The sequence below is a fragment of the Blastocatellia bacterium genome (assembly GCA_025055075.1).
Taxonomy (GTDB): domain Bacteria; phylum Acidobacteriota; class Blastocatellia; order HR10; family HR10; genus HR10.
Map to the genome: position 1 here is coordinate 114,939 of JANWYV010000045.1, position 21,741 is coordinate 136,679.

The 21,741-nt window shown below is 61.3% G+C and carries 19 protein-coding genes; 14 read left to right on the forward strand and 5 right to left on the reverse strand.

Going from position 1 to position 21,741, the window contains the following annotated elements:
• The first annotated feature begins 10 nt into the window (after positions 1 to 10).
• The 5 genes from infA (at position 11) to NZ746_10880 (ending at position 6,058) form a co-directional block, all read left to right on the forward strand.
• Entirely contained in the window at positions 11 to 235 is a 225-nt protein-coding gene (gene infA, locus NZ746_10860) for a translation initiation factor IF-1 (GenBank protein MCS6817863.1), read from the forward strand.
• A gap of 236 nt (positions 236 to 471) precedes the next feature.
• Entirely contained in the window at positions 472 to 1,086 is a 615-nt protein-coding gene (locus tag NZ746_10865) for a TetR/AcrR family transcriptional regulator (protein MCS6817864.1), read from the forward strand.
• Positions 1,087 to 1,155: 69 nt separating this feature from the next.
• A complete protein-coding gene (locus NZ746_10870; protein MCS6817865.1) occupies positions 1,156 to 2,673 on the forward strand; it encodes a hypothetical protein in 1,518 nt (505 codons plus the stop codon).
• A gap of 48 nt (positions 2,674 to 2,721) precedes the next feature.
• Positions 2,722 to 4,899 (forward strand): acyl-CoA dehydratase activase, encoded by a 2,178-nt coding sequence (locus NZ746_10875; protein MCS6817866.1) that lies wholly within the window; start codon positions 2,722 to 2,724, stop codon positions 4,897 to 4,899.
• Between the two features lie 13 nt (positions 4,900 to 4,912).
• Positions 4,913 to 6,058, forward strand: coding sequence for an acyl-CoA dehydratase activase-related protein (locus NZ746_10880; protein ID MCS6817867.1), 1,146 nt, complete (start codon positions 4,913 to 4,915; stop codon positions 6,056 to 6,058).
• A gap of 9 nt (positions 6,059 to 6,067) precedes the next feature.
• Here the strand turns inward: NZ746_10880 and NZ746_10885 are convergent, their stop codons facing one another.
• Together NZ746_10885 and NZ746_10890 are read right to left on the reverse strand one after the other, a co-directional pair.
• Positions 6,068 to 7,519 (reverse strand): DUF4139 domain-containing protein, encoded by a 1,452-nt coding sequence (locus tag NZ746_10885; GenBank protein MCS6817868.1) that lies wholly within the window; start codon positions 7,517 to 7,519, stop codon positions 6,068 to 6,070.
• 183 nt (positions 7,520 to 7,702) lie between these two features.
• Positions 7,703 to 9,124, reverse strand: coding sequence for a hypothetical protein (locus NZ746_10890; protein ID MCS6817869.1), 1,422 nt, complete (start codon positions 9,122 to 9,124; stop codon positions 7,703 to 7,705).
• A gap of 231 nt (positions 9,125 to 9,355) precedes the next feature.
• Here NZ746_10890 and NZ746_10895 point away from each other — a divergent pair, with 231 nt between their 5' ends.
• The gene (locus tag NZ746_10895) at positions 9,356 to 10,147 is read left to right on the forward strand and encodes a PhzF family phenazine biosynthesis protein (protein MCS6817870.1); all 792 of its coding nucleotides are present in this window, start codon (positions 9,356 to 9,358) and stop codon (positions 10,145 to 10,147) included.
• Between the two features lie 29 nt (positions 10,148 to 10,176).
• Positions 10,177 to 11,316 (forward strand): ArgE/DapE family deacylase, encoded by a 1,140-nt coding sequence (locus tag NZ746_10900; protein MCS6817871.1) that lies wholly within the window; start codon positions 10,177 to 10,179, stop codon positions 11,314 to 11,316.
• Between the two features lie 198 nt (positions 11,317 to 11,514).
• Here NZ746_10900 and NZ746_10905 read toward each other — a convergent pair whose 3' ends face one another.
• From NZ746_10905 to dnaB, 3 genes are all read right to left on the reverse strand, one after another.
• On the reverse strand, positions 11,515 to 12,606 hold the full coding sequence (locus NZ746_10905; protein ID MCS6817872.1) for a VWA domain-containing protein: 1,092 nt from the start codon (positions 12,604 to 12,606) through the stop codon (positions 11,515 to 11,517).
• Positions 12,584 to 13,552 (reverse strand): VWA domain-containing protein, encoded by a 969-nt coding sequence (locus NZ746_10910; protein MCS6817873.1) that lies wholly within the window; start codon positions 13,550 to 13,552, stop codon positions 12,584 to 12,586. Before NZ746_10910 ends, NZ746_10905 begins: the two co-directional genes overlap by 23 nt.
• 136 nt (positions 13,553 to 13,688) lie before the next feature.
• A complete protein-coding gene (dnaB, locus tag NZ746_10915; GenBank protein MCS6817874.1) occupies positions 13,689 to 15,023 on the reverse strand; it encodes a replicative DNA helicase in 1,335 nt (444 codons plus the stop codon).
• A 131-nt stretch (positions 15,024 to 15,154) separates the two neighbouring features.
• On the opposite strand from dnaB, the gene NZ746_10920 reads away from it, so the two are divergent.
• The 7 genes from NZ746_10920 to NZ746_10950 are packed head-to-tail and all read left to right on the forward strand — an operon-like array spanning position 15,155 to position 21,737.
• Positions 15,155 to 16,189 carry a gluconolaconase gene (locus NZ746_10920; protein MCS6817875.1) on the forward strand — a complete coding sequence of 345 codons (1,035 nt, stop codon included), beginning with the start codon at positions 15,155 to 15,157 and terminating at the stop codon, positions 16,187 to 16,189.
• A 27-nt stretch (positions 16,190 to 16,216) separates the two neighbouring features.
• Positions 16,217 to 16,891, forward strand: coding sequence for a site-2 protease family protein (locus NZ746_10925; protein ID MCS6817876.1), 675 nt, complete (start codon positions 16,217 to 16,219; stop codon positions 16,889 to 16,891).
• 10 nt (positions 16,892 to 16,901) lie between these two features.
• A complete protein-coding gene (gene trpS / locus NZ746_10930; GenBank protein MCS6817877.1) occupies positions 16,902 to 17,885 on the forward strand; it encodes a tryptophan--tRNA ligase in 984 nt (327 codons plus the stop codon).
• Positions 17,886 to 17,901: 16 nt separating this feature from the next.
• Complete coding sequence (locus tag NZ746_10935; protein MCS6817878.1) at positions 17,902 to 18,702, forward strand: segregation/condensation protein A; 801 nt, start codon at positions 17,902 to 17,904, stop codon at positions 18,700 to 18,702.
• Between the two features lie 32 nt (positions 18,703 to 18,734).
• Entirely contained in the window at positions 18,735 to 19,274 is a 540-nt protein-coding gene (gene scpB, locus NZ746_10940; protein MCS6817879.1) for an SMC-Scp complex subunit ScpB, read from the forward strand.
• Between the two features lie 6 nt (positions 19,275 to 19,280).
• Positions 19,281 to 20,060: an rRNA pseudouridine synthase gene (locus NZ746_10945; protein ID MCS6817880.1), complete on the forward strand. Its 780-nt coding sequence runs from the start codon at positions 19,281 to 19,283 to the stop codon at positions 20,058 to 20,060.
• Positions 20,061 to 20,063: 3 nt separating this feature from the next.
• Positions 20,064 to 21,737, forward strand: coding sequence for an acyl-CoA carboxylase subunit beta (locus NZ746_10950; GenBank protein ID MCS6817881.1), 1,674 nt, complete (start codon positions 20,064 to 20,066; stop codon positions 21,735 to 21,737).
• Positions 21,738 to 21,741: the final 4 nt, after the last annotated feature.

The window sequence follows — 21,741 nt, forward strand, 5'->3', positions numbered from 1 at the left end:
GTGAACGCCTATTAGCAAAGAGGACATGATTCCGGTGGATGGAACGGTCGTTGAGGCGCTGCCCAATGCGACCTTCCGCGTGAAGCTCGATGGCGATGGCCATGAAGTGCTGGCGCACCTCTCTGGGAAGATGCGAAAGAACTACATTCGCGTCCTGCCCGGGGATCGCGTGCGCGTGGAGCTCTCCCCATATGATCTGACACGAGGACGGATCACCTATCGTTACAGCAAGTGACGAGCGCGCTCACGCTCGGGCTCTGCTGTGTCCCATCCACTGAAGCCGAACCGAGGGCCTTCTGGGCGAAACCGGGATTGTACCTTCGTCCGAGGCTCGAAATTGAGTGATCTGTCGTCCCCGCACTCCCTCGAAGCCATTGGTCCGTGTTGCCAAACTCAACTTGACAGAGGCGATCCCCATGTGATAAGAATTCTTCCTCTTCGCGGAGATCTTCATAGGGAGGAGTAGGCGGGGTGGTCGTTCACAAAGAGCTGAAGGAGGCACGGCGGAATCAGATCCTTTTCTTCGCCAAACAAGTCTTCTCGCAGAAAGGGTATCACAACGCGAGCGTCTCGGACATCATCGAGAGTGCAGGCATCGCGCGGGGGACGTTTTATCTCTATTTCACGAGCAAACGCGACATTTTTGACAGCCTCTTGGATGAGGTCCTCAAGGAGTTGCGCCAGCGGATTCGGCCTATTGATCTCAGTCCGGGTGCGCCCGATCCGCTCGCGCAAGTCAAGGCGAACATCGGTCGGGTCCTGGAGTTTCTCGTCCACGATCCCGAGTTGACGAAGATTCTCCTCCATCACGCAGCGGGCTTGGATGAACGTTCCTCTGCGATGCTGCAAGCCTTCTACGAGCGTGTCCTTTCGCTCATCGAGCGGTCGTTGGAGCATGGGATCCGCATGGGTCTTGTGCGTCCTTGTCAGACGCGCATCGTTGCGTCCTGCATCTTGGGGACGATGAAGGAGGTGGCCGATCAACTGACGACTCATCGCGAGGATCTTCCGCCGCTTGAGGCCGTCGTTGAGGAACTCTTCAACTTCGGGCTGCGCGGCGTTTTCGCCCGTTCGGCCACGTTGTGAATTTTTTTACCTCCTCACTAGACTGACATGTCAGTCTAGTGGGTGTCGCAACAAATGGGAGGTATGCCTATGGAGACGATCCAGAGGATCAACCATTATACGGCCTATCGGCCTCGCCCCTTCACGCGAGAGGAACGGGCGACAGTGACAATTCTCTTCGGGGGATTGACCTGGAAGCATGAGCGACTGATTCAGGGCGTGATGCATAACCTGGGCTATCGGGCCCAACCGCTTCCGAATATCACGCGGGCGGATTTGGATGCGGGGAAGGAATTGATTGATGTCGGGGCGTGTTGTCCGACGATCTTCACCACGGGGAATTTGGTGAATTTCCTCAAGTCGGAGGTGGCCGCGCTGGGTCGCGATGAGGTCGTCAAGCGCTATGTCTTTCTGACGGCCGGAGCATGCGGCCCCTGCCGGTTCGGGCAGTACCATGAATCGTACACGATGGCGCTCGATGGGCTGGGACTTCGAGATTTCCGCCTCTTCCTCCTCGCCCAGAATCAGCTCGACCAAGGGGCGACGCACGGTGGGGGATTGGAGATCAATCTCCCGCTGAGCTTAGGGCTCATCTGGGCGATCCTCTGTGCTGATGTGCTGACCGATCTCGAGTACATGACGCGTCCCTATGAGGTTGTCCCCGGAGAGACAGATCGCGTCATGCGCGAAAGCATCGAGTACCTGTACGATGTCTTCCGACGTCGGCCTCAAGAGAAACTGCAGGGAGGAAAGTTGAAGGTCTTCGCGTGGCATGTCCTGACCGACTACTTCACCGATGCTCTGCGCGAAGTGCGGAAGCGGTGGGACACCATTCGCGTAGATCGGCTGCAGGTCAAGCCGAAGGTGAAGATCACGGGCGAATTCTGGCTCCAGACGCACGAGGGTGACGGCAACTACAACATCAAGCGATGGCTCGAACAAGAAGGGGCGGAAGTCATTCCGCCGCCGATCGCCGTTTGGCTCGACTATCTGCTGCATTCGCCGATCACTTCCGAAGAGTGGAAGGGCGCTGAGCGCAATCGCAAGAAGATCGCGCTCATTCGCGCCTTGGAGCACATCTATCACTTCGTCTACAATCGCTTCCGCAGGGCGCTTGGGAATCTCCCCTACGAACTGCCCGATCAAGAGGAGCTCAAGCAACTGGCCAAACCCTACTACCACTACGAACTGCGCGGAGGCGAGGGGCACATGCTCGTGGGGAAAGCCCTCTATGCTTATCGGCATAAGAAGGCGCATATGATTTGCGAGCTGTCGCCTTACTCCTGCATGCCGAACACGATGTCCATTGGGGCGATGGCCAACGTGCTCGGCCGCTATCCCGATCTGCTCTATGCACCGATCGAAATCAAGGGGGACGCCGAGGTGCACGCTCTCTCTCGGTGCCAGATGATCCTGACCGAGGCCAAGCGGCGCGCTCAAGCGGAATTCGAGGACGCGCTCGCCAAGACCGGACTCACCGTGGAGGCGATCCGCCGCTATGAGGAGCGGTACCCGGAGGTGCAACGAAGCACCTATCGCATCCCGCACTACGGCTATGCGGGGACGGCGGCCAATTACGTCATGCATCTGGCGCGGAAGATGCGATGAGCGCCAGCAGACTTCGCGACGAGAAGTCGTCGGCAAGGAGGAGGGGTGATGATCTGCGGCATTGATGTCGGCAGCACGACGTGCAAATACGTTCTGGCATCGCCTGACGGAGAGATCCTGGCGCAAGCGTATGAACGGCACAACACGCGGCAGGCGGAGAAGGTCTTGGAATTCCTCACCCGTCTGGAGCGCGAGCACGGACTGACGCCGGGGCGAGATCGCGTCTTCTTCACCGGCTCCGGAGCCGGTTTGATCGCTTCGCTCGTGGGTGCTCGAGTCGTGCAGGAAGTCGTCGCCGTGGCGGCCGCCGTCGAGCGTTTGCATCCGGCCGTACGGTTCGTCAGCGAGATCGGCGGGGAGGACATGAAGACGATCTTCTTCACGGGCGATGGCTCCTCCAAAGGGAAGCAAGTCCTCATGCAGAGCGCGTGCTCGGGGGGGACCGGCACCTTCATCGAGAAGACGGCGCGCAAGCTGCAGATCCCGCTCGAGCAACTGTCGGAGATGCGCTACGAGGGGTATCCGCTGCACAAGATCAGCAGCAAATGCGGCATCTTTGCCGAAGCCGATGCCAACACGCTGCTCAAAGCGGGCGTTCCCGTCGAAGAGATCATCGCCTCTCTCTTCGAGGCCGTCGTCTATCAGAATCTCGCGACGCTCACGCGCGGCAATACCCCGATGCCGGAGGTCCTTCTCCTGGGCGGACCGAATCTCTTCTTCAAAGGTTTGCAGGAAGCCTGGCGCCACCATTTGCTCAAGATCTGGAAGGAGCGTAAGGTCCCGCTGCCGGAAGATCGGGACCCAGCCTCCCTCATCTCCGTCCCCAAGGAAGCGCTCTATTACGCAGCTCTCGGATGCATCGAGATCGCACGACGCGAACCCGAACACGTCGGCGTGTACCAGGGCATGGATAAGCTCCGGTGGTGGATCGAGGAGGGACAGTACGAGGAGAAAAGGCGCGAGGGGCGAAAAGGCCTGTGGACGACGCCAGACGAGCTGCAGCAGTTTCGGATCACTTATGGGAACAATGGGCGCTCCGACCCTCGGCTCTCCATTCGGAGAGAGCGCCCGACTCCTGATCTCTCGCGCGTGGTTCTCGGCTGCGATTTCGGTTCGACGACGGCCAAAGCTGTCTGCCTCTCGCCCGAGAAGGAACTGGTCTTCTCCTGTTACGCCCTCAGCCGCGGCAACCCCATCGAAGATGCCAAGGCGCTCTTTCGTCAGATTCGAGCGGCCATCGGAGACGGAGAGATCCTGGCCGTGGGTATCACCGGTTACGGGAAGGATCTGCTCAAAGGGATCATTGGGGCCGATTGCGCGGTGGTGGAGACGATCGCGCATGCGACGGCCGGACTCTATTTCTTCCCTGATGCCGATTGCATCTGCGACGTGGGCGGGGTGGACGTCAAGATCATGATCCTGAAGAACGGGACGGTCTCGGACTTCCGACTCAACTCGCAATGCTCCTCGGGAAATGGCGCGTTCCTTCAAGGTGTGGCCGAGCGGTTCGGCATCCCTCTGGAGCAGATCGCCGACTATGCCTTTCGTGCGCAAGCCATGCCGCAATTGACGATGGGCTGCGGCGTCTTCCTGCAGAGCGACATCGTCAACCAACAGCGCAAGGGCTGGCAAGCGGAGGAGATCCTCGCCGGGCTCTGCGCCATTCTCCCGTTGAACGTATGGATCTACGCCGGCGGATTGAATAATCTCGCGCAGGTCGGACGAAAATTCATCCTCCAAGGAGGGACGCACAAAAACCTGGCCGTCGTCAAAGCACAGGTGGACTTCATCAAGTCGAAGGTCCCGGATGCTGAGATCGTCGTCCATCCGTACTCCGGTGAAGCGGGAGCCATCGGCGCAGCGCTCATCGCGCACGAATGGTGGGAGCGCGGCGGGCGCACTCATTTCCGTGGCTTCGACGTCATCGAGCGTCTCACCTACAAGACGACGACCTCACCGGATACGGTTTGCAAATGGTGCCCCGTCAACTGCCAGCGCAGCTTCATTGACGTCGAACTACCGGGTGGCAAGGGGCGTCCTTGGAGCAAGGTCCCCCTTCCCGAAGGATGGGAGCGCGTGATCGTGAATAATTCCTGCCCGAAGGGACTCGTGGAAGACGTCAATGAGATGAAGGCCATCAAAGCGGAATTGGAGAAGACGAAAAATGCGTATCCCAACATTGCGGATTTTGTTCGGAAAGAAGGCTTCCGTCGCGTCGCCGCCTAAGGATCGCTCGCAGGTGCGCGTGGGGATCCCGAAGGTCCTCAATATTTGGAGCACCCATCAATTCTGGGTGGGATTTCTGACGGCCCTGGGGATTTCGCCCGAGAACATCGTCTTCAGCTCCGACACCTCTGAGGATCAATATCGCGAGTACGGCAAGGGGCGAGGCACAGTGGATTGCTGCTACCCGGTCAAGTGCATGAGCGGACACTATGGGGAATTGATCTTCGGCCAGAAGAAGAAGATCGACATCTTGCTGAGCCCGATGATCTATTCCCTGCCGTCTTTTCTGCGCGGTCACGTGCTCGACACGCTCACCTGCACGCGAGTGATGGCAGGGCCAGAGAACATCAAGGCGGGATTTCTCAAAGAGCGTGACGTCTTCGCCGAGAATGGGATTCGATACGTCTCGCCGTTCGTCTCGCTCGGCGAGCCGGAGAAGGTCCCCAAGCAACTTCACCTCGCCCTCAAGGATGTCCTCGACCTGAGTGAAGAGGAGACAGTGCGAGCTGTCGAAGCCGGGTATCGCGCCCTGGAGACGTTCAACCAAAGGATGCGGCAGAAGAGCCGGGAGATTCTCACCTGGTGCGCGCGTCACGACCGTCCGTGCATTCTGGTATTGGCGCGCCCGTATCACATGGATCCGGGCATTGGGCATGAGATCGAAGCCGAGCTACAAGCCCACGGATTTCCCATCCTGTGGATGCAGTACTTCCCGATCGACGAGGATCTCATGCACTGGCTCTTCGGCGAGGAGATTCGCGCCGGACGGATCAAAAGTCCCTTCGACATCTCGGATGTCTGGCCCTCGTCCTACAGTAGCAACACGAATGAGATCCTATGGGGAGCGAAGGTCGCCGCTCGCTGTCCATGGATCACGTGCGTCATCCGCTTCTCCAGCTACGAATGTGGAATGGATCAACCGACCTACACGCCGACCCAAAAGATCGTGGAGGCGTCGGGCACGCTCTATTTCAAATTCGGCGATCTGGATGCCACTAAGCCGGCCGGCAGCATCAAGATTCGCGTCGAGACGATCGTGCACTACGTCGAGAAATACTCGCGCGACATCATCCGGCGTAAGCTCGCTGCGCTGCCGCCGCGATGTCCACTGCTGGAGGACGCGGCCTCAACCTCTGAGAGCGCTCCATTGGCGGCTTGACCGATCCGCTCACGATCGCACGCGCACGCGGTAGACGAGTCGGGCTTCGGCACCGCGCGCGACCGGAACCGCGAACCGAATCGCGAAGGCTCCCGCTCGCTCCCAAGGGAAGGTCGAATGGAGGATCTCCCAATCGCCCCCGACGGGTTCGATGACCGTGAGCGTGACGTCCTCATTTTTGCGATTGCGCACGAGGAGCTCGTATTCGGACTCATAAGCGTCGCGACCGATTCGTTGAAAGGCTGTTTGCCGACGCTCGACGATGAGATCGAATGCGCGTCCGACAGTGATCCGCGCCCATTCCTCGCGCGGAGTGTGGGGCAGACGATCTTCGCCGAGCAATTGCGGACCCGCCTGCGGATCTCTCTTGTAGATGCGGACCGTCCCGGCCGGAAGCGGAAGGCCGAGACCGTGCTCCTTCGCATTCCGGAAGCTGAGCATCACGCGCACGGGTTCGCGTATGGGTTGCCCCGGTTCGACCGGCTGGCGGTAATAGTATCCCTGCCCGGTCACCACGTACTCTTTCCTCAGGCCCACATCGCGCGCTGCCACCAGCGCCAGTTGTTTCGTCTCGTTGTGTTCGAGGGTCACCGGACGATCGAAAGCGTAGACGTGATATTCGAAGACCTCTTGTCGCTGCACGTCCGGAACCTGAGCCTGCGCCTCGCGGGCGAGCGCATAGAGCTCGATCTCGCGGGGACGCGAGGGACCAACGCGCTGAATCTCACCAGCCATCAGCCGCAATTCGGCTTGGTGAAAGGCGACCCCGCTGCGATTGGTGACCGTCGCCCACGCGTTCAAGTCGGCCGAACGTTCGGCGCCATCCACCGTCAGGACGTAATGCGCTTCCCAACTGAGACCGCTGGCCAGATAGGACAGCTCCAGCTCGCGCTCGCTTCCCGCTTCATTTCTCACCGTCCAGAGAAGCGCCGGTTGAACGGTCAGCCCTTCCGGGAGGGAGGGGAATCGGATCTCGGCGATCGCTGGTTGGATGACGATCTCATCGCCGATTTTCCACACGGCCTGACCGTCACGATAAGCGAGGAGCACAGCCTTGACCGGAATCAACTGCTCCGCGCCATTCACCATGAGGCGACGAACGAGCGTCAACTCTCTCCCCACGGAGCGCTCGAGCAATCGGTCGGGCTTGAGGACATCGTAGGCATAGGTTTGTTCCAACACGGCGAAGGCCGCGCCGCCATCGCGCGTCGTCACGGAGACGGTCGCCGGATCGAGCGTGCTCGCGACATCTTGAACGCGAATGCGCGCGATCCCGCGCGGCAAGCGCACGCGACGAATTTCACGGACGAGGCCCAAGTCATTCGCATAAATGGTGAGCGTGACGCGCTGCCGATCGCTCCGCGTCGTCGCCACGTCTTGAGCGATGACGAGCGGCGAGGAGATTCGCCCAATCCCCACGCAGAGCGCGCCGACGCCAAGGAGGCGAAGCCAATCGTTCATTGTCCCCTCCACCGTTGAGATCTCTCGCCCATACGGATGCCCCGAACCCAACACCCGTTGTCCTGCTCAAGGGTATCCCACGGCAGCGCTCATTCACAACGGCAGCCCAAGGTCGGACCGGACGAGCGAGGTCCTGACGCGCGAATCGCAGGACGTCGCCCTCTAGTCGCTCGGTTGGGATCGCTATCGTTTCACCCGTCGCCACAGCTCGGCGAGCGCTTCCTGCGCTGCCGAGCGGCAAAAGGTCGCGGCCGCTTCCTCCGGCTTTCCCTTCACATCCTGGCCGAGCGAACGGGTCACGAGCGTCTCCATCTTCGTTGGCTCGATCCAGCGATAGTCGAGCCTCACGGTCGTCTTCTCGCTCGTCTCGATGCCAGCTCTCCGTCCGAGGAGTCCGCCGAGCCTTCGTCCCCAATCGGGCTTCGCCTCTCGAAGATTCAACGCGAGGATGTAATCCACGTGCTTAGCCTCAGCCTCGGCTTTGAGGGCCGCGGGATCGGCGGCCACTAAGCCGATCGCCTCAAGCTGTCCCCCTCCTCCATTTTCGAGCGCAGCGATCACCTGCTCGCGAAGGGCGACGATGTCCAGTGAAGCGCCGGACTCATCAGTGAGCTGCACGCCGATGCGCAGAAGGCCCGTCCGCTTTGCGGGAACGGCTCGCGTCTCCCGCTCAGCCGCCGAGCGGGCGGTTTTCATCGCTTCCGAGAACGAGAGCGCGGTCTGTCGCCCGACGCTCGCCCAAAACGCCTCCGCATCGGCGATCTGGCGACAGTCGGCCGGCATCTCGAAGAGCGCGGCATCAGATGGTGTGGTCGAGAGGTCCGTCACTTCCGCGATCACGGACATCGTCTGGCCCTGGACGGTCATCGTCGCTTTGGTGAAGAGAGGGAGGTGATTGAGGAGCGAGGCATCCCCTTTCATGTCAATGCGAAAGCGATCCACGCAATCGGGGCGAGCCGTTGGCACAAGATGCGAAGGGGGCATTGGGCGCACGTCGCAACTCCAAATGGGGAGATCCGTGACCCACAGCTCCAAGGTCATCTCGAATCGCCCCGGCGAGCAGGCGTCGGGCGAAGCGTCGAGGACCTGCCGGACGAGCAGACGTCGAGCCGGACGGCCGAACATCTGCTTGCGCTCCCCCGTGTCAGTGATCTCTCCTCGGATTGAGACGATCCCTCCCCTTCGCGGGACTCCCGACCGGCGCGCCGCGTGTTGCGGAGCGGCGGATTCTTCGCGAGAGCGTTCGCCGATCTCGATGAACGGTTGAATGAGGCACGTCCGATCGCGCACGTTGATGTAGATGGTGCGCTGGAGATCGCATTGCGTCAGCGTGACGAGCTGCTGGTGGCGATCCTCGCGGCGCTCACGGTTTCCGCGAACGAGGACGAGCATCTCGCCACCACCCGTAGGGAGGCGCATTCCTTCCATCTCCACGCGCGTCGCGAGGGTATAGCGAAGCGTCGTCTCGCGCTGGGACTGAGCGCCCACCCACTCGCTCGGAGAAAGTGAAGGGGGCATCACTGTGGCGTACAGGAGCAATCCTCCGGTGATCGCGCGGGATCGCCAACTGATGAGGCGACCATCGAAACCTTGATGTTCCCTCATATAGCCTCCTTTCACGAGGATTTCGATCCTCGCCCGTGCGCGATGCGCTCAAATGCGCGGTCATCCTACTACAAACAAGGCGCAGCCACAAGGATCGCGAAGAATTCCCCGAGCATCGGATTCGAAAGCCCCATCTCATTGAAGGGGCGACGCCTCTCGACGTCGAGAGGGGCTTCGGCTATGCTTACGATTTCTCCGACAGCGATCGCTTGCGGGAGAACTACACTGACGATGGGGACGCCGATCTTTCAGGTCAACGCCTTCACGGAGGTACCTTTCTCAGGCAATCCGGCAGCCGTGTGTGTGCTCTCGGAACCGAGAGATGCGCCGTGGATGCAGCGGGTCGCGCGGGAGATGAACCTCTCCGAGACGGCCTTCCTCTGGCCGGGGGAAGGCGGATTTCATCTCCGATGGTTCACGCCGACTGTCGAGGTCGAATTATGCGGCCATGCGACGCTGGCCAGCGCGCACATCTTGTGGACGGAGGGATATGTCGCTGCGCGCGAGCAGATTCGTTTCTTCACGCGAAGCGGCGTGCTCACGGCCGCGCGTCGCGATGAATGGATCGAGCTAGATTTCCCAGCGACTCCGGCCGAGCCGACGGAGGCGCCTCCCCGACTTCAAGAGAGCTTGGGCGTGACGCCGCGCTTTGTGGGTCGGAGCTGCTTCGATTATCTCGTTGAAGTCGAGTCCGAAGACGTCTTGCGACAGCTCGCCCCCAATTTCGCCTTGCTGGAGACGATTCCCACGCGCGGCGTCATCGTCACGAGTCGTTCGACGACGCTACCTTTTGATTTCGTCTCGCGCTTTTTCGCGCCGCGCGTCGGCGTCCCCGAGGATCCGGTCACGGGATCGGCGCACTGCTGCCTAGGGCCATTCTGGGGCCAGCGACTCGGACGCACGGAGCTGCTCGCGTATCAGGCCTCTGCACGTGGCGGCGTGATTCGCATTCGTCTGGCCAACGATCGCGTCATCTTGGGCGGACAAGCCGTCACGATGTGGCGCGGCCATTTGCTGTGGTGAACGATTTCCGCTTGTGGGGAGTGCATGCCATGCGCGAATGGACGATCCAGTTGTTGCGCGACCTGGTGGCCATCAATTCGGTGAATCCATCGCTCGTCTCCGACGGAGCGGGAGAGAGGGAGATCGCCGAACAGGTGGCCATGACGCTTCGACGCCTCGGCCTGGATGTCGAAGTCGCGGCAGTCGCCCCTCATCGTCCGAATGTCGTCGCCGTCTTAGAAGGGCGAGCGCCGGGTCGTTCCCTGATGTGGTGCGGACATTTGGATACGGTCGGCGTGATGGGGATGGATGCTCCATTTGAGCCGAGGGAGAAGGAAGGACGTCTCTACGGGCGTGGCGCCCTGGACATGAAGGGCGGATTAGCCGCGATGATCGGCGCAGCGCGCGCACTGGCGCAGAAAGGAGGGATGCTGCGGGGCCGCGTGATCCTGGCCGCCGTCATTGACGAAGAGTACGCGAGCTTGGGCGCCGAAGCGCTGGTGAAAGCATGGAGGGCAGATGCCGCCGTGATCCTAGAGCCGACGGATCTGCAGATTGGCATCGCCCACAAAGGATTCGCGTGGATCGAAGTCGTGACTACGGGCATCGCGGCGCATGGGAGCCGCCCGCACGAAGGTCGAGATGCCATCCTTCGAATGGGGCGCGTGCTGCAGCGGTTGGAATCGCTCGATCGCCGACTGCAAGCTCAGCCGCCGCATCCGCTGTTGGGAACGGCTTCCCTTCATGCGTCGTTGATTCGCGGCGGACGCGAGCTGAGCACGTATCCCGATGAATGCGTCCTTCAAATGGAGCGGCGGACGCTCGCTGGAGAGCCTCCGGGCGCCGCATTGCGCGAAGTCGAGGAGCTACTGGATGAGGCGCGACGCGAAGATGCGGAATTCGTCGCTCATGCGCGACTGCTCTTCGAGCGACCGCCGTATGCGATCTCTCCGGATCACGAATTGCTGCGTCAGCTCGGAACGGCGCTGACGCGAATTGGCCGCTCACCGAGCTATGTGGGATTGAGTTTTTGGACGGATGCAGCGATCCTCGGTCGCGCGGGCATTCCCACGGTGGTCTTCGGACCCGGAGGAGCCGGCCTTCACGGCTTGGAAGAATACGTGAACGTGGACGATGTCCTCACCTGCGTTCGCGTCCTCACGGAATTGGCGGATCTCTTCAACGCATGAGCTCCGAAGCCAAGGAGACGTCGCTCCCTCTCCCGCCAAACGGCAGGATAAGAGGCACAAAGGATGCGAAATCTCCTCGAGCGAATGCCGAGGCCGCGTTCGCATGGGGGCCTGACGAAAAGTTCGTGACAATATCTCCCGGCCGGGCACCTGCGTGAACTGCGCAAGGAGAGAGCGTCTCTCTCGGGCGAGGACCTTTCACCGCGACGGTGGCTTCGCGGCGGCTTTCCTCACGGCGTAATACCCGGCGCGCGTTCGCGCTGTCAGGGGGCCGCGCTCCTTGTCGGAGATGACTTCGACGCGAACCGTGCGCCAGCTCCCATCTCGCTCGGGATTGCTCGGATAGTAGCCGATGGCATATTGCGTGCGCAGCTCTCGCGCGATGGCGCTGGCGATGGCGTCCAGCTCATCGAGGCTCTGCGGGAAGAAGGCGCGCCCGCCGGACTCGCGGGCCAACTCTTCGAGAAGCTTGCGCGCTCTCTTCTCTTGGCCGCTCAAGCGGCGGCTCTCCGTCTGTCGGAAGATAGTCGCCTCTCCGAGCCCCTCGGTGAAGCCGACGACATAGACCTGCACCTCAGACCCGCGCAGCCGCTCCAGCACTTGCTCTCGGGTGTAGTAACTGTTGCGATCCTCGCCATCAGTGACGACCAGGATCGCCTTACGCCGATGTTTGCCGTATTTCTGCGCGTGCTCGACCGAGAGGTAGACGGCGTCCAGGAGCGCCGTCTGTCCACCCGCGATGAGATTATCGAGGGCATCGTGAATGAGGGAGACATCCTGCGTGAAATCTTCCAGCAGCTCCGCCTGTCCTTTGAACTCGACTAGGAAATACTCGTCTTCGGAATGGCTCTGACGCATGAGGCTCTTGGCGGCGGCAACGACCTTGTTGAGCTTGCGCCGCATGCTCCCGCTGGTGTCGAGCACCAAGCCGAGGCTCACCGGCGTCTCTTCCCGACTGAAGAACGCGATCTCTTGCCGCACGCCGTTCTCATAGACAGCGAAGCGTTCCTTCCCCAGATCGGCGACCACGTGATTGCGCCGATCAACGACGGTGACATCGAGGATGACCAGCTCAGCCGTCAGCGCGACGACCTCTCCGACCTCCTCCCCCCGCGACTGAGGCTCACCCTTCTTCTGCGCTCCTTGAGCAGATGGCGCTTGCTGCGGCCAAACGACGACGCTCATCCCGAGCCATGCGGCAAGCGCCCAAACAAGAGCGTGGGAGGCGCGAAGACCGCGATGTCGCTTCTCGTCGCGCATCTGCCGATCATTGTTGTGGAGAGGTCGCATAGTATCCCTCGCGGGCTCGAACGGTCAACCGAGGCAATCCGCGCGGCGGGTTGACGCGCACGCGAATTCGGCGCCACTCGCCTTCGCGGGAGATGTTCGTTGGATAGAACCCGAGGCTGTACTGATGGCGCAGCTCGAGAGCGATCCGAGTGAGCACGTCATCGAGTTCAACGGGCGTATCTGGGAAGAAGGCGCGTCCGCCCGTGAGCGAGGTGATCTCCTCCAGAATCGAGCGACCGAGCGCCTCGTTCGAGGTCGCCCGCTCGTTCAACCCGAAGATGCCGATGGCGTAGATCTGCACGTCGGACTCTTTCACCAGGTCGCGCAACTGGCCGTAGGTATATCGCGAGGAGTTATCCTGCCCATCGCTGATGATGAGCAGGGCCTTGCGCGCATGTTTGCCCTGTCGCACCTTCTCGATCCCCAGGTACGCGGCATCATAGAGCGCCGTACGTCCCTCCGGAGCGATGAGCATCAGCTTGGACATGATCGTCTCGGTGCTCATGGTGAAGTCCTGAACGAGCTGCACCCGATGATTGAAGGCGATCACGAAGAACTCGTCGTCGGGATGGCTGGTGTCTAGAAACCGCCGCAGGGCGGCGCGGGCGCGAGTGATCTTCTCGCGCATGCTGCCGGAGACGTCGAAGATGATGCCGATGGAGAGGGGGGCGTCTTCCTCGCTGAAGAAGACGATCTCCTGCTTGATCTTCTCGTCGTAGATCTCGAAATGTTCCTTTCGCAAACCGGTGACGAACCGGTCATACGGATCCATGACCGTGACCGGGACGATGACGAGGTTCGTGCCCAGCCGGACAGCCGGCATTTGCTCCGAAGGGGCTCGTTGTCCAGTGGAAGGCATCCCCTGAACGGAAGGCGTCTGCGCCAGGATAAACGGAGTGACGAGCCAGAGGAGAGATCCGACCGTAGCGGCGCTCAGGGCTTTCATTTTCTTTCCTCCCACAGCTCTCTGAGCGGCCAATCCACATCGCCACGTTCGACCGGCGCCCTGATTGGCCGAAAGGTATTTTAGCATCGCCTCGCTGCCGCTGCCATCCGCGGGCGGCTTCCCGGAGCTGGCGCCTCTATTCCTGCCAGAGATTCTCGAACCGCGTGAACTCCTTCACGAAGGCCACCTGCACGCTCCCCGTCGGCCCGTTGCGTTGCTTTCCGATGATGATCTCGGCGATCCCTTCGTTCTCCTCGCCCGGATTGTACATCTCCTCGCGATAGACGAAGAGCACCACATCGGCATCCTGTTCGAGCGATCCCGAGTCGCGCAAGTCCGAGAGCTGCGGTCGGTGACTGGTTCGCGCTTCGGGCGCGCGCGAGAGCTGACTCACGGCGATCAATGGCACGTTCAAATCCTTGGCGATTTGCTTCAGCTCGCGCGAGATGGCTGAGACCTCCTGCTGCCGATTCTCGAATCGTCCTCGGGTGGCCATCATCTGCAGGTAATCCACGATGAGCAGATCCAATCCCTTCTCATGCTTGAGGCGTCGCGCTTTGGCGCGCAACTCCAGCGGCGTCATCGCGGGCGTATCGTCAATGAAGATCTTGCACGCCGCCAGCCTCCCCAAGGCTTCCGCCAAGCGCCCCCATTCCTCGCGGCTCAAGAATCCTCCACGAAACCGATGGAGATTGATCCGCGCGGCGGAGCAGAGCATGCGCTGCACGAGCTGCTCCTTGCTCATCTCGAGGCTGGCGATCCCGACCGTGTATCCCTTCTCGGCGACATTTTGAGCGATCGAGAGCGCGAAGCTCGTCTTCCCCGAGGAGGGCCGCCCAGCGACGATGATCATATCGCCAGATTGAAGCCCCGAGGTCATTTGATCCAAATCGGTGAATCCCGTCGGCAATCCCGTGATCATCTGCGGCCGACCAGCCATCTGCTCGACGTGAAGGAGCTGCGCGCGCGCGATCTCCCCGATGCCGACAAAGCCACGCGTCGCGCGCTCTTCAGCAATGCGCAGGATCGCCGCTTGGGCGCGATCGATGACCTCCTCAGGATCCTCAGGAGCACCCAAACATTCGGTGATGATCTGCTGGGCGGCGCGAATCAATTTCCGCAAGAGCGATTTCTCGCGAACAATGCGGACGTAGTGCTCGATGTTCTGAAGCTGCGGCAGGCCGTCCATCAATCGGGCGATGGCCACGGCTCCCCCCACCTGCTCCAATTCGCCCGAAGCCGCCAGTTCCTCCTTGAGGGTGATCGGGTCCACGGGACGTCCCTTCTCGTAGAGCGCGATCATCTTCTCGAAGATGCGCCGATGAGCGTCCACGTAAAAGTCCTCGCGATTCAGGTGAGCCAGGACGTGATGCAGCGCGGTATTATCGAGTAGGATGAGGCCGAGGATCGAACGCTCCGTCTCGACCGCGTGCGGCAATGTGACCGCCGAATCTTCGTAGACCCCCGACATGACCCTCCTCGCGATGGGATTATAGCGCGCAGGGGCTTCGTGCAAAAAGTTCCCTGGTGGACAAGAGCGACATCTTCGCCGTATGATTATACGTCGCGCGTGCCGGAAGGCCCACATGAGATGATGCCGATATGAGGCCAGCGATCATCAGCGTCTCGCCGCCGGCTGGCGTTGACGGCGGAGAAGTGATCATCACGTGCCAGAATCTGGATACGAGCCGATTCGGGCGCTTTCGCGTTCTCTTCGGGGACGTGGCCGGGCGCATCGTCGGCGCCTCGCCGCATCGGGTGACGGTCGCTGTTCCGGGCGAGGCGGGACGAGAACCGCAACCAGTGCCGCTCGCGATTGAGGTCAATGGCGAGCGCAGTTCGAGCGTCCCCTTCCTGGTCGGCCGCTTGATCGCCACGGAATTGCACCCGGTGACGAATCCCGCTTACGACATCGAGAGCGGCTACATCTACGTCACCTACAGCGGTAGTCGAGGGCAGAAGGTCCCGTGCTCGATCTATCGCATCTCGCCCCTTGGGGAGAAGAGCGAGTTCCTGCACGACATCATGAATGCGACGGCGATCGCCTTCGATCGCGAGGGAACGATGTTCGTGACGAGCCGCTACGATGGGACGGTCTACCGAATCTCGCCCTTCAAAGAAGCGGAACCCTTCGCTCGCGATCTGGGCATCGCGACGGGCTTGGCGTTCGATCGTGAGGGGCGCATGTTCGTCGGCGATCGCAGCGGGACGATCTTCGCCGTGAACGAGATCGGTGAAGCGAAGCCTTTCGTGGAACTGGAGCCGAGTGTCTCGGCCTATCATTTGGCCTTCGGCCCCGATGGCCATCTGTACGTGACCGGACCGACGGCATCCAGCAACGAGTCCATTTATCGGATTTCTCCCGACGGAGAGGTGAGCTTCTTCTTCACGGGACTCGGGCGGCCGCAAGGGCTCGCCTTCGACGTGGAGGGGAATCTCTATGTGGCCGCCAGTTGGCGCGGGCGCCGCGGCATCGTCAAGATCACCCCGCGGGGCGAAGCGGACCTTTTCGTCGCGGGGAAGACGCTCGTCGGTCTGGCCTTCGACGATGCCGGCAATATGATCTTGGCGAGCACGCAAGGGGAGATTTACATGCTCCCCATGGGGATTCGGGGATACCTGCTCGAGTTGTGGTGAGCAGGTCCCAGAAAGGAGCGAGCGACCTTGATCGAACGCAGCATCGGCGATTTCATCCTTTGGTTCGTCGTCTTCCTCTTCTCCCTCTCGTTGCACGAAGCGGCGCACGCGTGGACGGCGAACCGATTCGGGGATTACACGGCGTATTATCTTGGCCGGGTGACGCTCAATCCGGCCGCCCACGTGGATCTCTTCGGCACGATCCTGTTCCCGATCTTCAGCTTCTTCTCGGGCGTGCCCTTGATCGGATGGGCGAAGCCAGTCCCGGTGAATCCTCTCCATCTGCGCGAGACGCGAAAACATCACATCCTGGTCTCGCTGGCCGGTCCGGGGAGCAATCTGCTTTTGGCCGGCATCTTCCTCGGGCTCATCCTGCTGCTCAGCTTGAATTGGGAGGCGACGGCGCGCAGCCTGGGGGGGATGTTCATCCCTTTGGGGAAGATGCTCCTCATCGGCCTGATGCTGAATGTCGCGTTGGCCGTTTTCAACCTCATTCCGATCCCGCCGCTCGACGGGCACTGGGTTCTCTACCATCTGCTGCCGGAACATGCGGCTGATGTGTTCGATCAGATCCGCCCGCTGGGCATCTTCCTGCTCTACGGCTTGATGCTCCTGGGCGTCTTGCGACTGGTCTTCGCCCCTGTCTTCTGGCTGATCGTGAACATCCGGCCGGTGACCGAACTCTATCTCCTCGTCCGATGAAGGAGGCCATATGCCGCGCGTGGTGAGCGGAATGCGACCGACGGGAAAATTGCACCTCGGTCACTTGGAAGGAGCCTTGAAGAATTGGACGCAGCTTCAGCACGAGTACGAGTGTCTCTTCTTCGTCGCCGATTGGCATGCGCTCACGACCGATTATGCCGATCCATCGCAGATTCGCCCGAACACGTTGCTTATGGTCGGGGATTGGCTAGCGGCGGGGCTCGATCCCAATCGCGCGACGCTCTTTGTGCAATCGCTGGTGCCCGAGCATGCGGAGTTACATCTGTTGCTCTCGTGCGTGACACCACTCGGATGGCTCGAGCGCGTCCCGACATACAAGGAGCAGCGGGAGAACATCCGGGATAAGGACTTGGGGAACTATGCCTTCCTCGGCTATCCGGTCTTGCAAGCGGCGGACATCTTGATCTATCAAGCCCACTTCGTCCCGGTGGGGGAGGATCAAGTGCCGCACATCGAGTTGACGCGCGAGATCGCTCGGCGGTTCAACAAGCTCTATGGCGAGGTCTTCCCCGAGCCGCAGGCGCTTCTGACGCAGGCTCCCCGACTGCCCGGCACTGATGGGCGGAAGATGAGCAAAAGCTACGGGAACGACATCCGCTTGACCGATCCGCCCGAGCTGATGTGGGAGAAACTGCGGACGATGGTGACCGATCCGGCCCGCGCGCGTCGCACCGATCCGGGGAATCCCGACGTCTGTCCAGTCTACGCGCTGCATCGCGTCTTCAGCCCACCGGCCCATCAAGCGCACGTGGACGCGGAATGCCGCCGGGCTGGCATCGGCTGCGTGGACTGCAAGCGCATCCTCTATGAGAATCTTCGGGAGCGCCTCGCTCCAATCGCTGACAAAAGTGCCTATTACGAGAGCCGTCCTGAAGAAGTGCGAGAACTCCTGGTCGAAGGTTCGCGCCGAGCCCGTCAACGCGCCGCCGAGACGATGGCGCGCGTTCGCGAAGCCATGCGGATGACCATCTAGGCGATGGGGGAAGAACGTGCGCGCAGACGACTGGTGTGATCTTCCCGAAGAGAGCCCGTCCTGGGAAGCGGAGCCCGACAGAGAGCCGTCCCAACGCTATACGGTCAAGCTCGACGTCTTCGAGGGTCCCCTCGATCTGCTCCTCCATCTCATCAAGAAAGAGCAGGTCAGCATCTACGATATCCCCATCGCGCGCATCACCGAGCAATATCTTGAGTACTTGCGCCGCATGGAGGAACTGGATCTGACGATCGCCAGCGAATACTTGGTCATGGCGGCGACGCTCATCTACATCAAGTCGAAGATGCTGTTGCCGCGAGATCCGGCGCAGATGACCGACGCGGAGGACGAGGAGGATCCGCGCCGGGAGTTGGTCCAACGCTTGCTCGAATACCAGAAGTACAAGGCGGCCGCCGAACTCCTCTGGTCGAGGGCGGAGCGCGAGCAGGCGGTCTTCACGCGCGGGCCTCTGGAGACCGACGACGCGAATCCAGAGGTGAACGTCACGCTGTTCGACCTCTTTCGCGCTTTTCAGCGCGCGATGGAACGGCTCAAGGAACGGCAGGAACTGATCATCGCTCGCGAGGAGATCACGATGGCCGAGAAGATCGCTGAGCTGCGAGTTCTCCTTGAGCGAGAGGAACGTTTGGACATCACGGCGCTCTTTGAAGCGGCGCGTTCGCGGCGCGAGTTGCTGATCCTCTTCCTCGCCGTGCTAGAATTAGTTCGGGCTGCCGTCATCCGGCTGGTGCAGACGGAACGATTCGGTCGCATCCTGGCTCTCCGTGCTCATGCTTCGGCCGAGATCGCGACGTGAGCGGGAGCAATGGCGCGCAGGGGATGGCCGTCATGAGGGTGGAGGAACTCAAGCCGATCTTGGAAGCCTTGATCTTCGTCGCTGCGGAACCGATCACTGAGGAGGAGTTGGCGCGACTTCTGCCGGAAGTCGATCGGGCCAGTCTCAATGCGGCTATAGATGCGCTTCGGCAGGAGTACGCGGCTCCCGCACGCGGCCTGGAGTTGCGGCGCGTCGCCGGAGGGTATCGGATCAGCACGCGTCCGGAATATCACGACTACATTCGGCGATATTTGAAGACGCGACCCTCGGCTCGCCTCTCGATGGCCGCGTTGGAGACCCTGGCCGTCATCGCCTACAAGCAACCGATCACGCTGCCGGAGATCCAGGAGATCCGCGGCGTCAACTCCGCGCGCGCGGTGAAGACGCTGCTGGAGAAGCGACTCATCGAACCGAAGGGGCGAAAGCCGGTCGTCGGTCGCCCGATCCTCTATGGGACTTCCCGGGAGTTCCTCATCCAATTCGGGCTGAATGACCTGAGCGAGCTGCCGACGATCGAAGACTTTGAGGAGCTGGGACCGGGAAGCGCATGAGCGACCATGGAAGTACGCTTGCAGAAGTTGATCGCCGAAGCGGGGATCGCCTCTCGGCGAAAGGCCGAGGAGTTGATCCGCATGGGACAGGTGACCGTTAACGGGCAGGTCGTCACGAAGCTGGGGACGAAGGCGGATCCCGAGCGCGATCACATCAAGGTTCGCGGGAAGCTGATCAATCCGTTGCTCCGCTCGCGGAAGAAGGTCTACATTTTGCTCAACAAACCGAAGGGGTATCTGTCGAGCCTTTACGATCCGCAGGGACGTCCGTTGGTGACGAAACTGCTGCCACCGCTTCCGGCGCGCGTGCATCCGGTGGGACGGTTGGATTTCAACACGGAAGGATTGCTGTTGCTCACTAACGATGGCGAGTTCACGGCGCTCATCACGATGGCGAAGTTTCGGATCCCTAAGGTCTACCACGTGAAGGTCAAGGGCATCCCGGACGAGAAAGCCATCGAGCGCTTGCGACGCGGCGTGGTCATCGATGGCAAGCGCACGGCGCCGTGCGAGATCGTCCTAATTGAGCGCACGAAGACGAACGCTTGGTATGCCGTCACGCTTTATCAAGGGATCAGCCGTCAAATTCGCAAGATGTTCGACCTGATCGGCCACTCCGTCATCAAGCTGCGGCGCGTGGCCATTGGGTTTCTCACCGATGAGGGATTGAAACCGGGCCTGTGGCGATACCTCACGCCGGAAGAAGTGCGCCGCTTCTTCGCCGTGCGCGAGGGGAAGACGATCGCCCCGGTCGTTCCCTTGAAGGTGCGACGGACAGAAAGGTGAGGTATGACGGAACGTCTGCATCGGAGCGATCCCTCGCCGACGCCGCTCTCGCCTGAATCGGAGCGAGGCGCTCCCCCCAAGACGCTGCGCCAACGAGTGGAAGAACTCCGGGCGCTGGAAGCCCGCCTCCGCCTGGGGGGCGGCCCGGAGAAGATCGCTCGTCAACATCAGCAAGGAAAGCTGACCGCGCGCGAGCGGATCGAGCGCTTGTTGGATCCGGGCAGCGATTTTCTGGAGATCGGGCTCCTGGTCGCCTACGACCAATATGAGGGAGAAGCGCCTGCAGCTGGCGTCGTCACCGGTATCGGTTTGGTCCATGGACGTCCGATCGTCATCGTCGCCAATGATGCGACGGTCAAGGCCGGGGCATGGTGGCCGGAGACGATCAAGAAGATCCTGCGCATGCAAGAGATCGCCATGCGCAATCGCGTCCCCATCGTATACCTGGTGGATTCGGCCGGCGTCAATCTGCCATATCAAAGCGGCGTCTTCCCCGGACAATACGGAGCGGGGCGCATCTTCTACTACAACTCGATCATGCGGCGGTATCTGAAGGTCCCGCAAATCGCCGCCGTCATGGGGCCCTGCATCGCCGGAGGAGCGTACTTGCCCGCATTGAGCGATGTGATCCTCATGGTTGAGAAGACCTCGTTCATGGGACTCGGTGGCCCCAATTTGGTCAAGGGCGCGACCGGTCAGACTGTGGATAGCGAGACCCTCGGCGGCGCGTGGACGCACAATGCCCTGAGTGGCGTCGCGCACTATCGCACTCCAAATGACGAAGCCTGCTTGGCGAAGATCCGCGATCTCATCGCGTTACTTCCCTCTCCCCCACCGCCCCGATTGCCGATCAGAGAACCACGACCGCCGCTCCATCCTCCGGAACAGATCTACGACATCTTGCCGGCGGATCATCGCCAAGCCTACGACATGTATCAAATCCTCGTGCGCCTCTTCGATGATGGCGAGATCACGGAATTCCAAGCCGATTACGCCCGCGAGATGATCTGCGGGTACGCGCGCATCGAGGGCATCCCCGTGGGCTTTCTGGCCAATCAGCGCGGACTCATCAAGAATCCGAAGGGAGGAGCGCCGCGCCTGGGCGGCATCATCTACACGGAGAGTGCGGAGAAGTCGGCCTACTTCATCGAGACGTGCAACCGCGAGGGTCTGCCCATCCTCTTCATCCAAGACGTTTCCGGATTCATGGTCGGACCTGAGGCCGAGCAAAGCGGGATCATTCGCGCTGGAGCGCGCATGGTCGAAGCCATGGCGACGGCGACCGTCCCTCGCTTGGTCCTCACCATCAACCACGCTAGTGGAGCGGGATATTACGCCATGGCTGGTCAAGGATTCGATCCCAACTTCATCTTCACCTGGCCCACGGGACGCATGGGCGTGATGGAGGGTGACACGGCCATCTATGCCGTGCTCGGCCCACAGTTGGAGAAGGCGAAGGAGACCGGACAGATGAGCGACGAGCTGCGCGCGGCCATCGAGCGCATGCACGCCGAGTACGAGCACACGCTCGATGCGCGCTTCGCCGCCGCGCGCGGTTTCGTGGACGCCATCCTCGCGCCGGAAGAGACGCGCCGCGCTCTCGCCTTGGCTTTGCGCGTGACGCTGCACAATCCCGGGCCGCACATCGGGCCTTTCCACATTCCCACGTTGGAGTGACGCG

Bases quoted from the DNA above. Each gene is read 5' to 3' on its own strand.
- NZ746_10870 (MCS6817865.1), top strand. From the start codon at position 1,156: ATGGAGACGATCCAGAGGATCAACCATTATACGGCCTATCGGCCTCGC.
- NZ746_10875 (MCS6817866.1), top strand. From the start codon at position 2,722: ATGATCTGCGGCATTGATGTCGGCAGCACGACGTGCAAATACGTTCTG.
- NZ746_10885 (MCS6817868.1), bottom strand. From the start codon at position 7,519: ATGAACGATTGGCTTCGCCTCCTTGGCGTCGGCGCGCTCTGCGTGGGG.
- NZ746_10890 (MCS6817869.1), bottom strand. From the start codon at position 9,124: ATGAGGGAACATCAAGGTTTCGATGGTCGCCTCATCAGTTGGCGATCC.
- NZ746_10895 (MCS6817870.1), top strand. From the start codon at position 9,356: ATGGGGACGCCGATCTTTCAGGTCAACGCCTTCACGGAGGTACCTTTC.
- NZ746_10900 (MCS6817871.1), top strand. From the start codon at position 10,177: ATGCGCGAATGGACGATCCAGTTGTTGCGCGACCTGGTGGCCATCAAT.
- NZ746_10905 (MCS6817872.1), bottom strand. From the start codon at position 12,606: ATGCGACCTCTCCACAACAATGATCGGCAGATGCGCGACGAGAAGCGA.
- NZ746_10910 (MCS6817873.1), bottom strand. From the start codon at position 13,552: ATGAAAGCCCTGAGCGCCGCTACGGTCGGATCTCTCCTCTGGCTCGTC.
- dnaB (MCS6817874.1), bottom strand. From the start codon at position 15,023: ATGTCGGGGGTCTACGAAGATTCGGCGGTCACATTGCCGCACGCGGTC.
- NZ746_10920 (MCS6817875.1), top strand. From the start codon at position 15,155: ATGAGGCCAGCGATCATCAGCGTCTCGCCGCCGGCTGGCGTTGACGGC.
- trpS (MCS6817877.1), top strand. From the start codon at position 16,902: ATGCCGCGCGTGGTGAGCGGAATGCGACCGACGGGAAAATTGCACCTC.
- scpB (MCS6817879.1), top strand. From the start codon at position 18,735: ATGAGGGTGGAGGAACTCAAGCCGATCTTGGAAGCCTTGATCTTCGTC.
- NZ746_10945 (MCS6817880.1), top strand. From the start codon at position 19,281: ATGGAAGTACGCTTGCAGAAGTTGATCGCCGAAGCGGGGATCGCCTCT.
- NZ746_10950 (MCS6817881.1), top strand. From the start codon at position 20,064: ATGACGGAACGTCTGCATCGGAGCGATCCCTCGCCGACGCCGCTCTCG.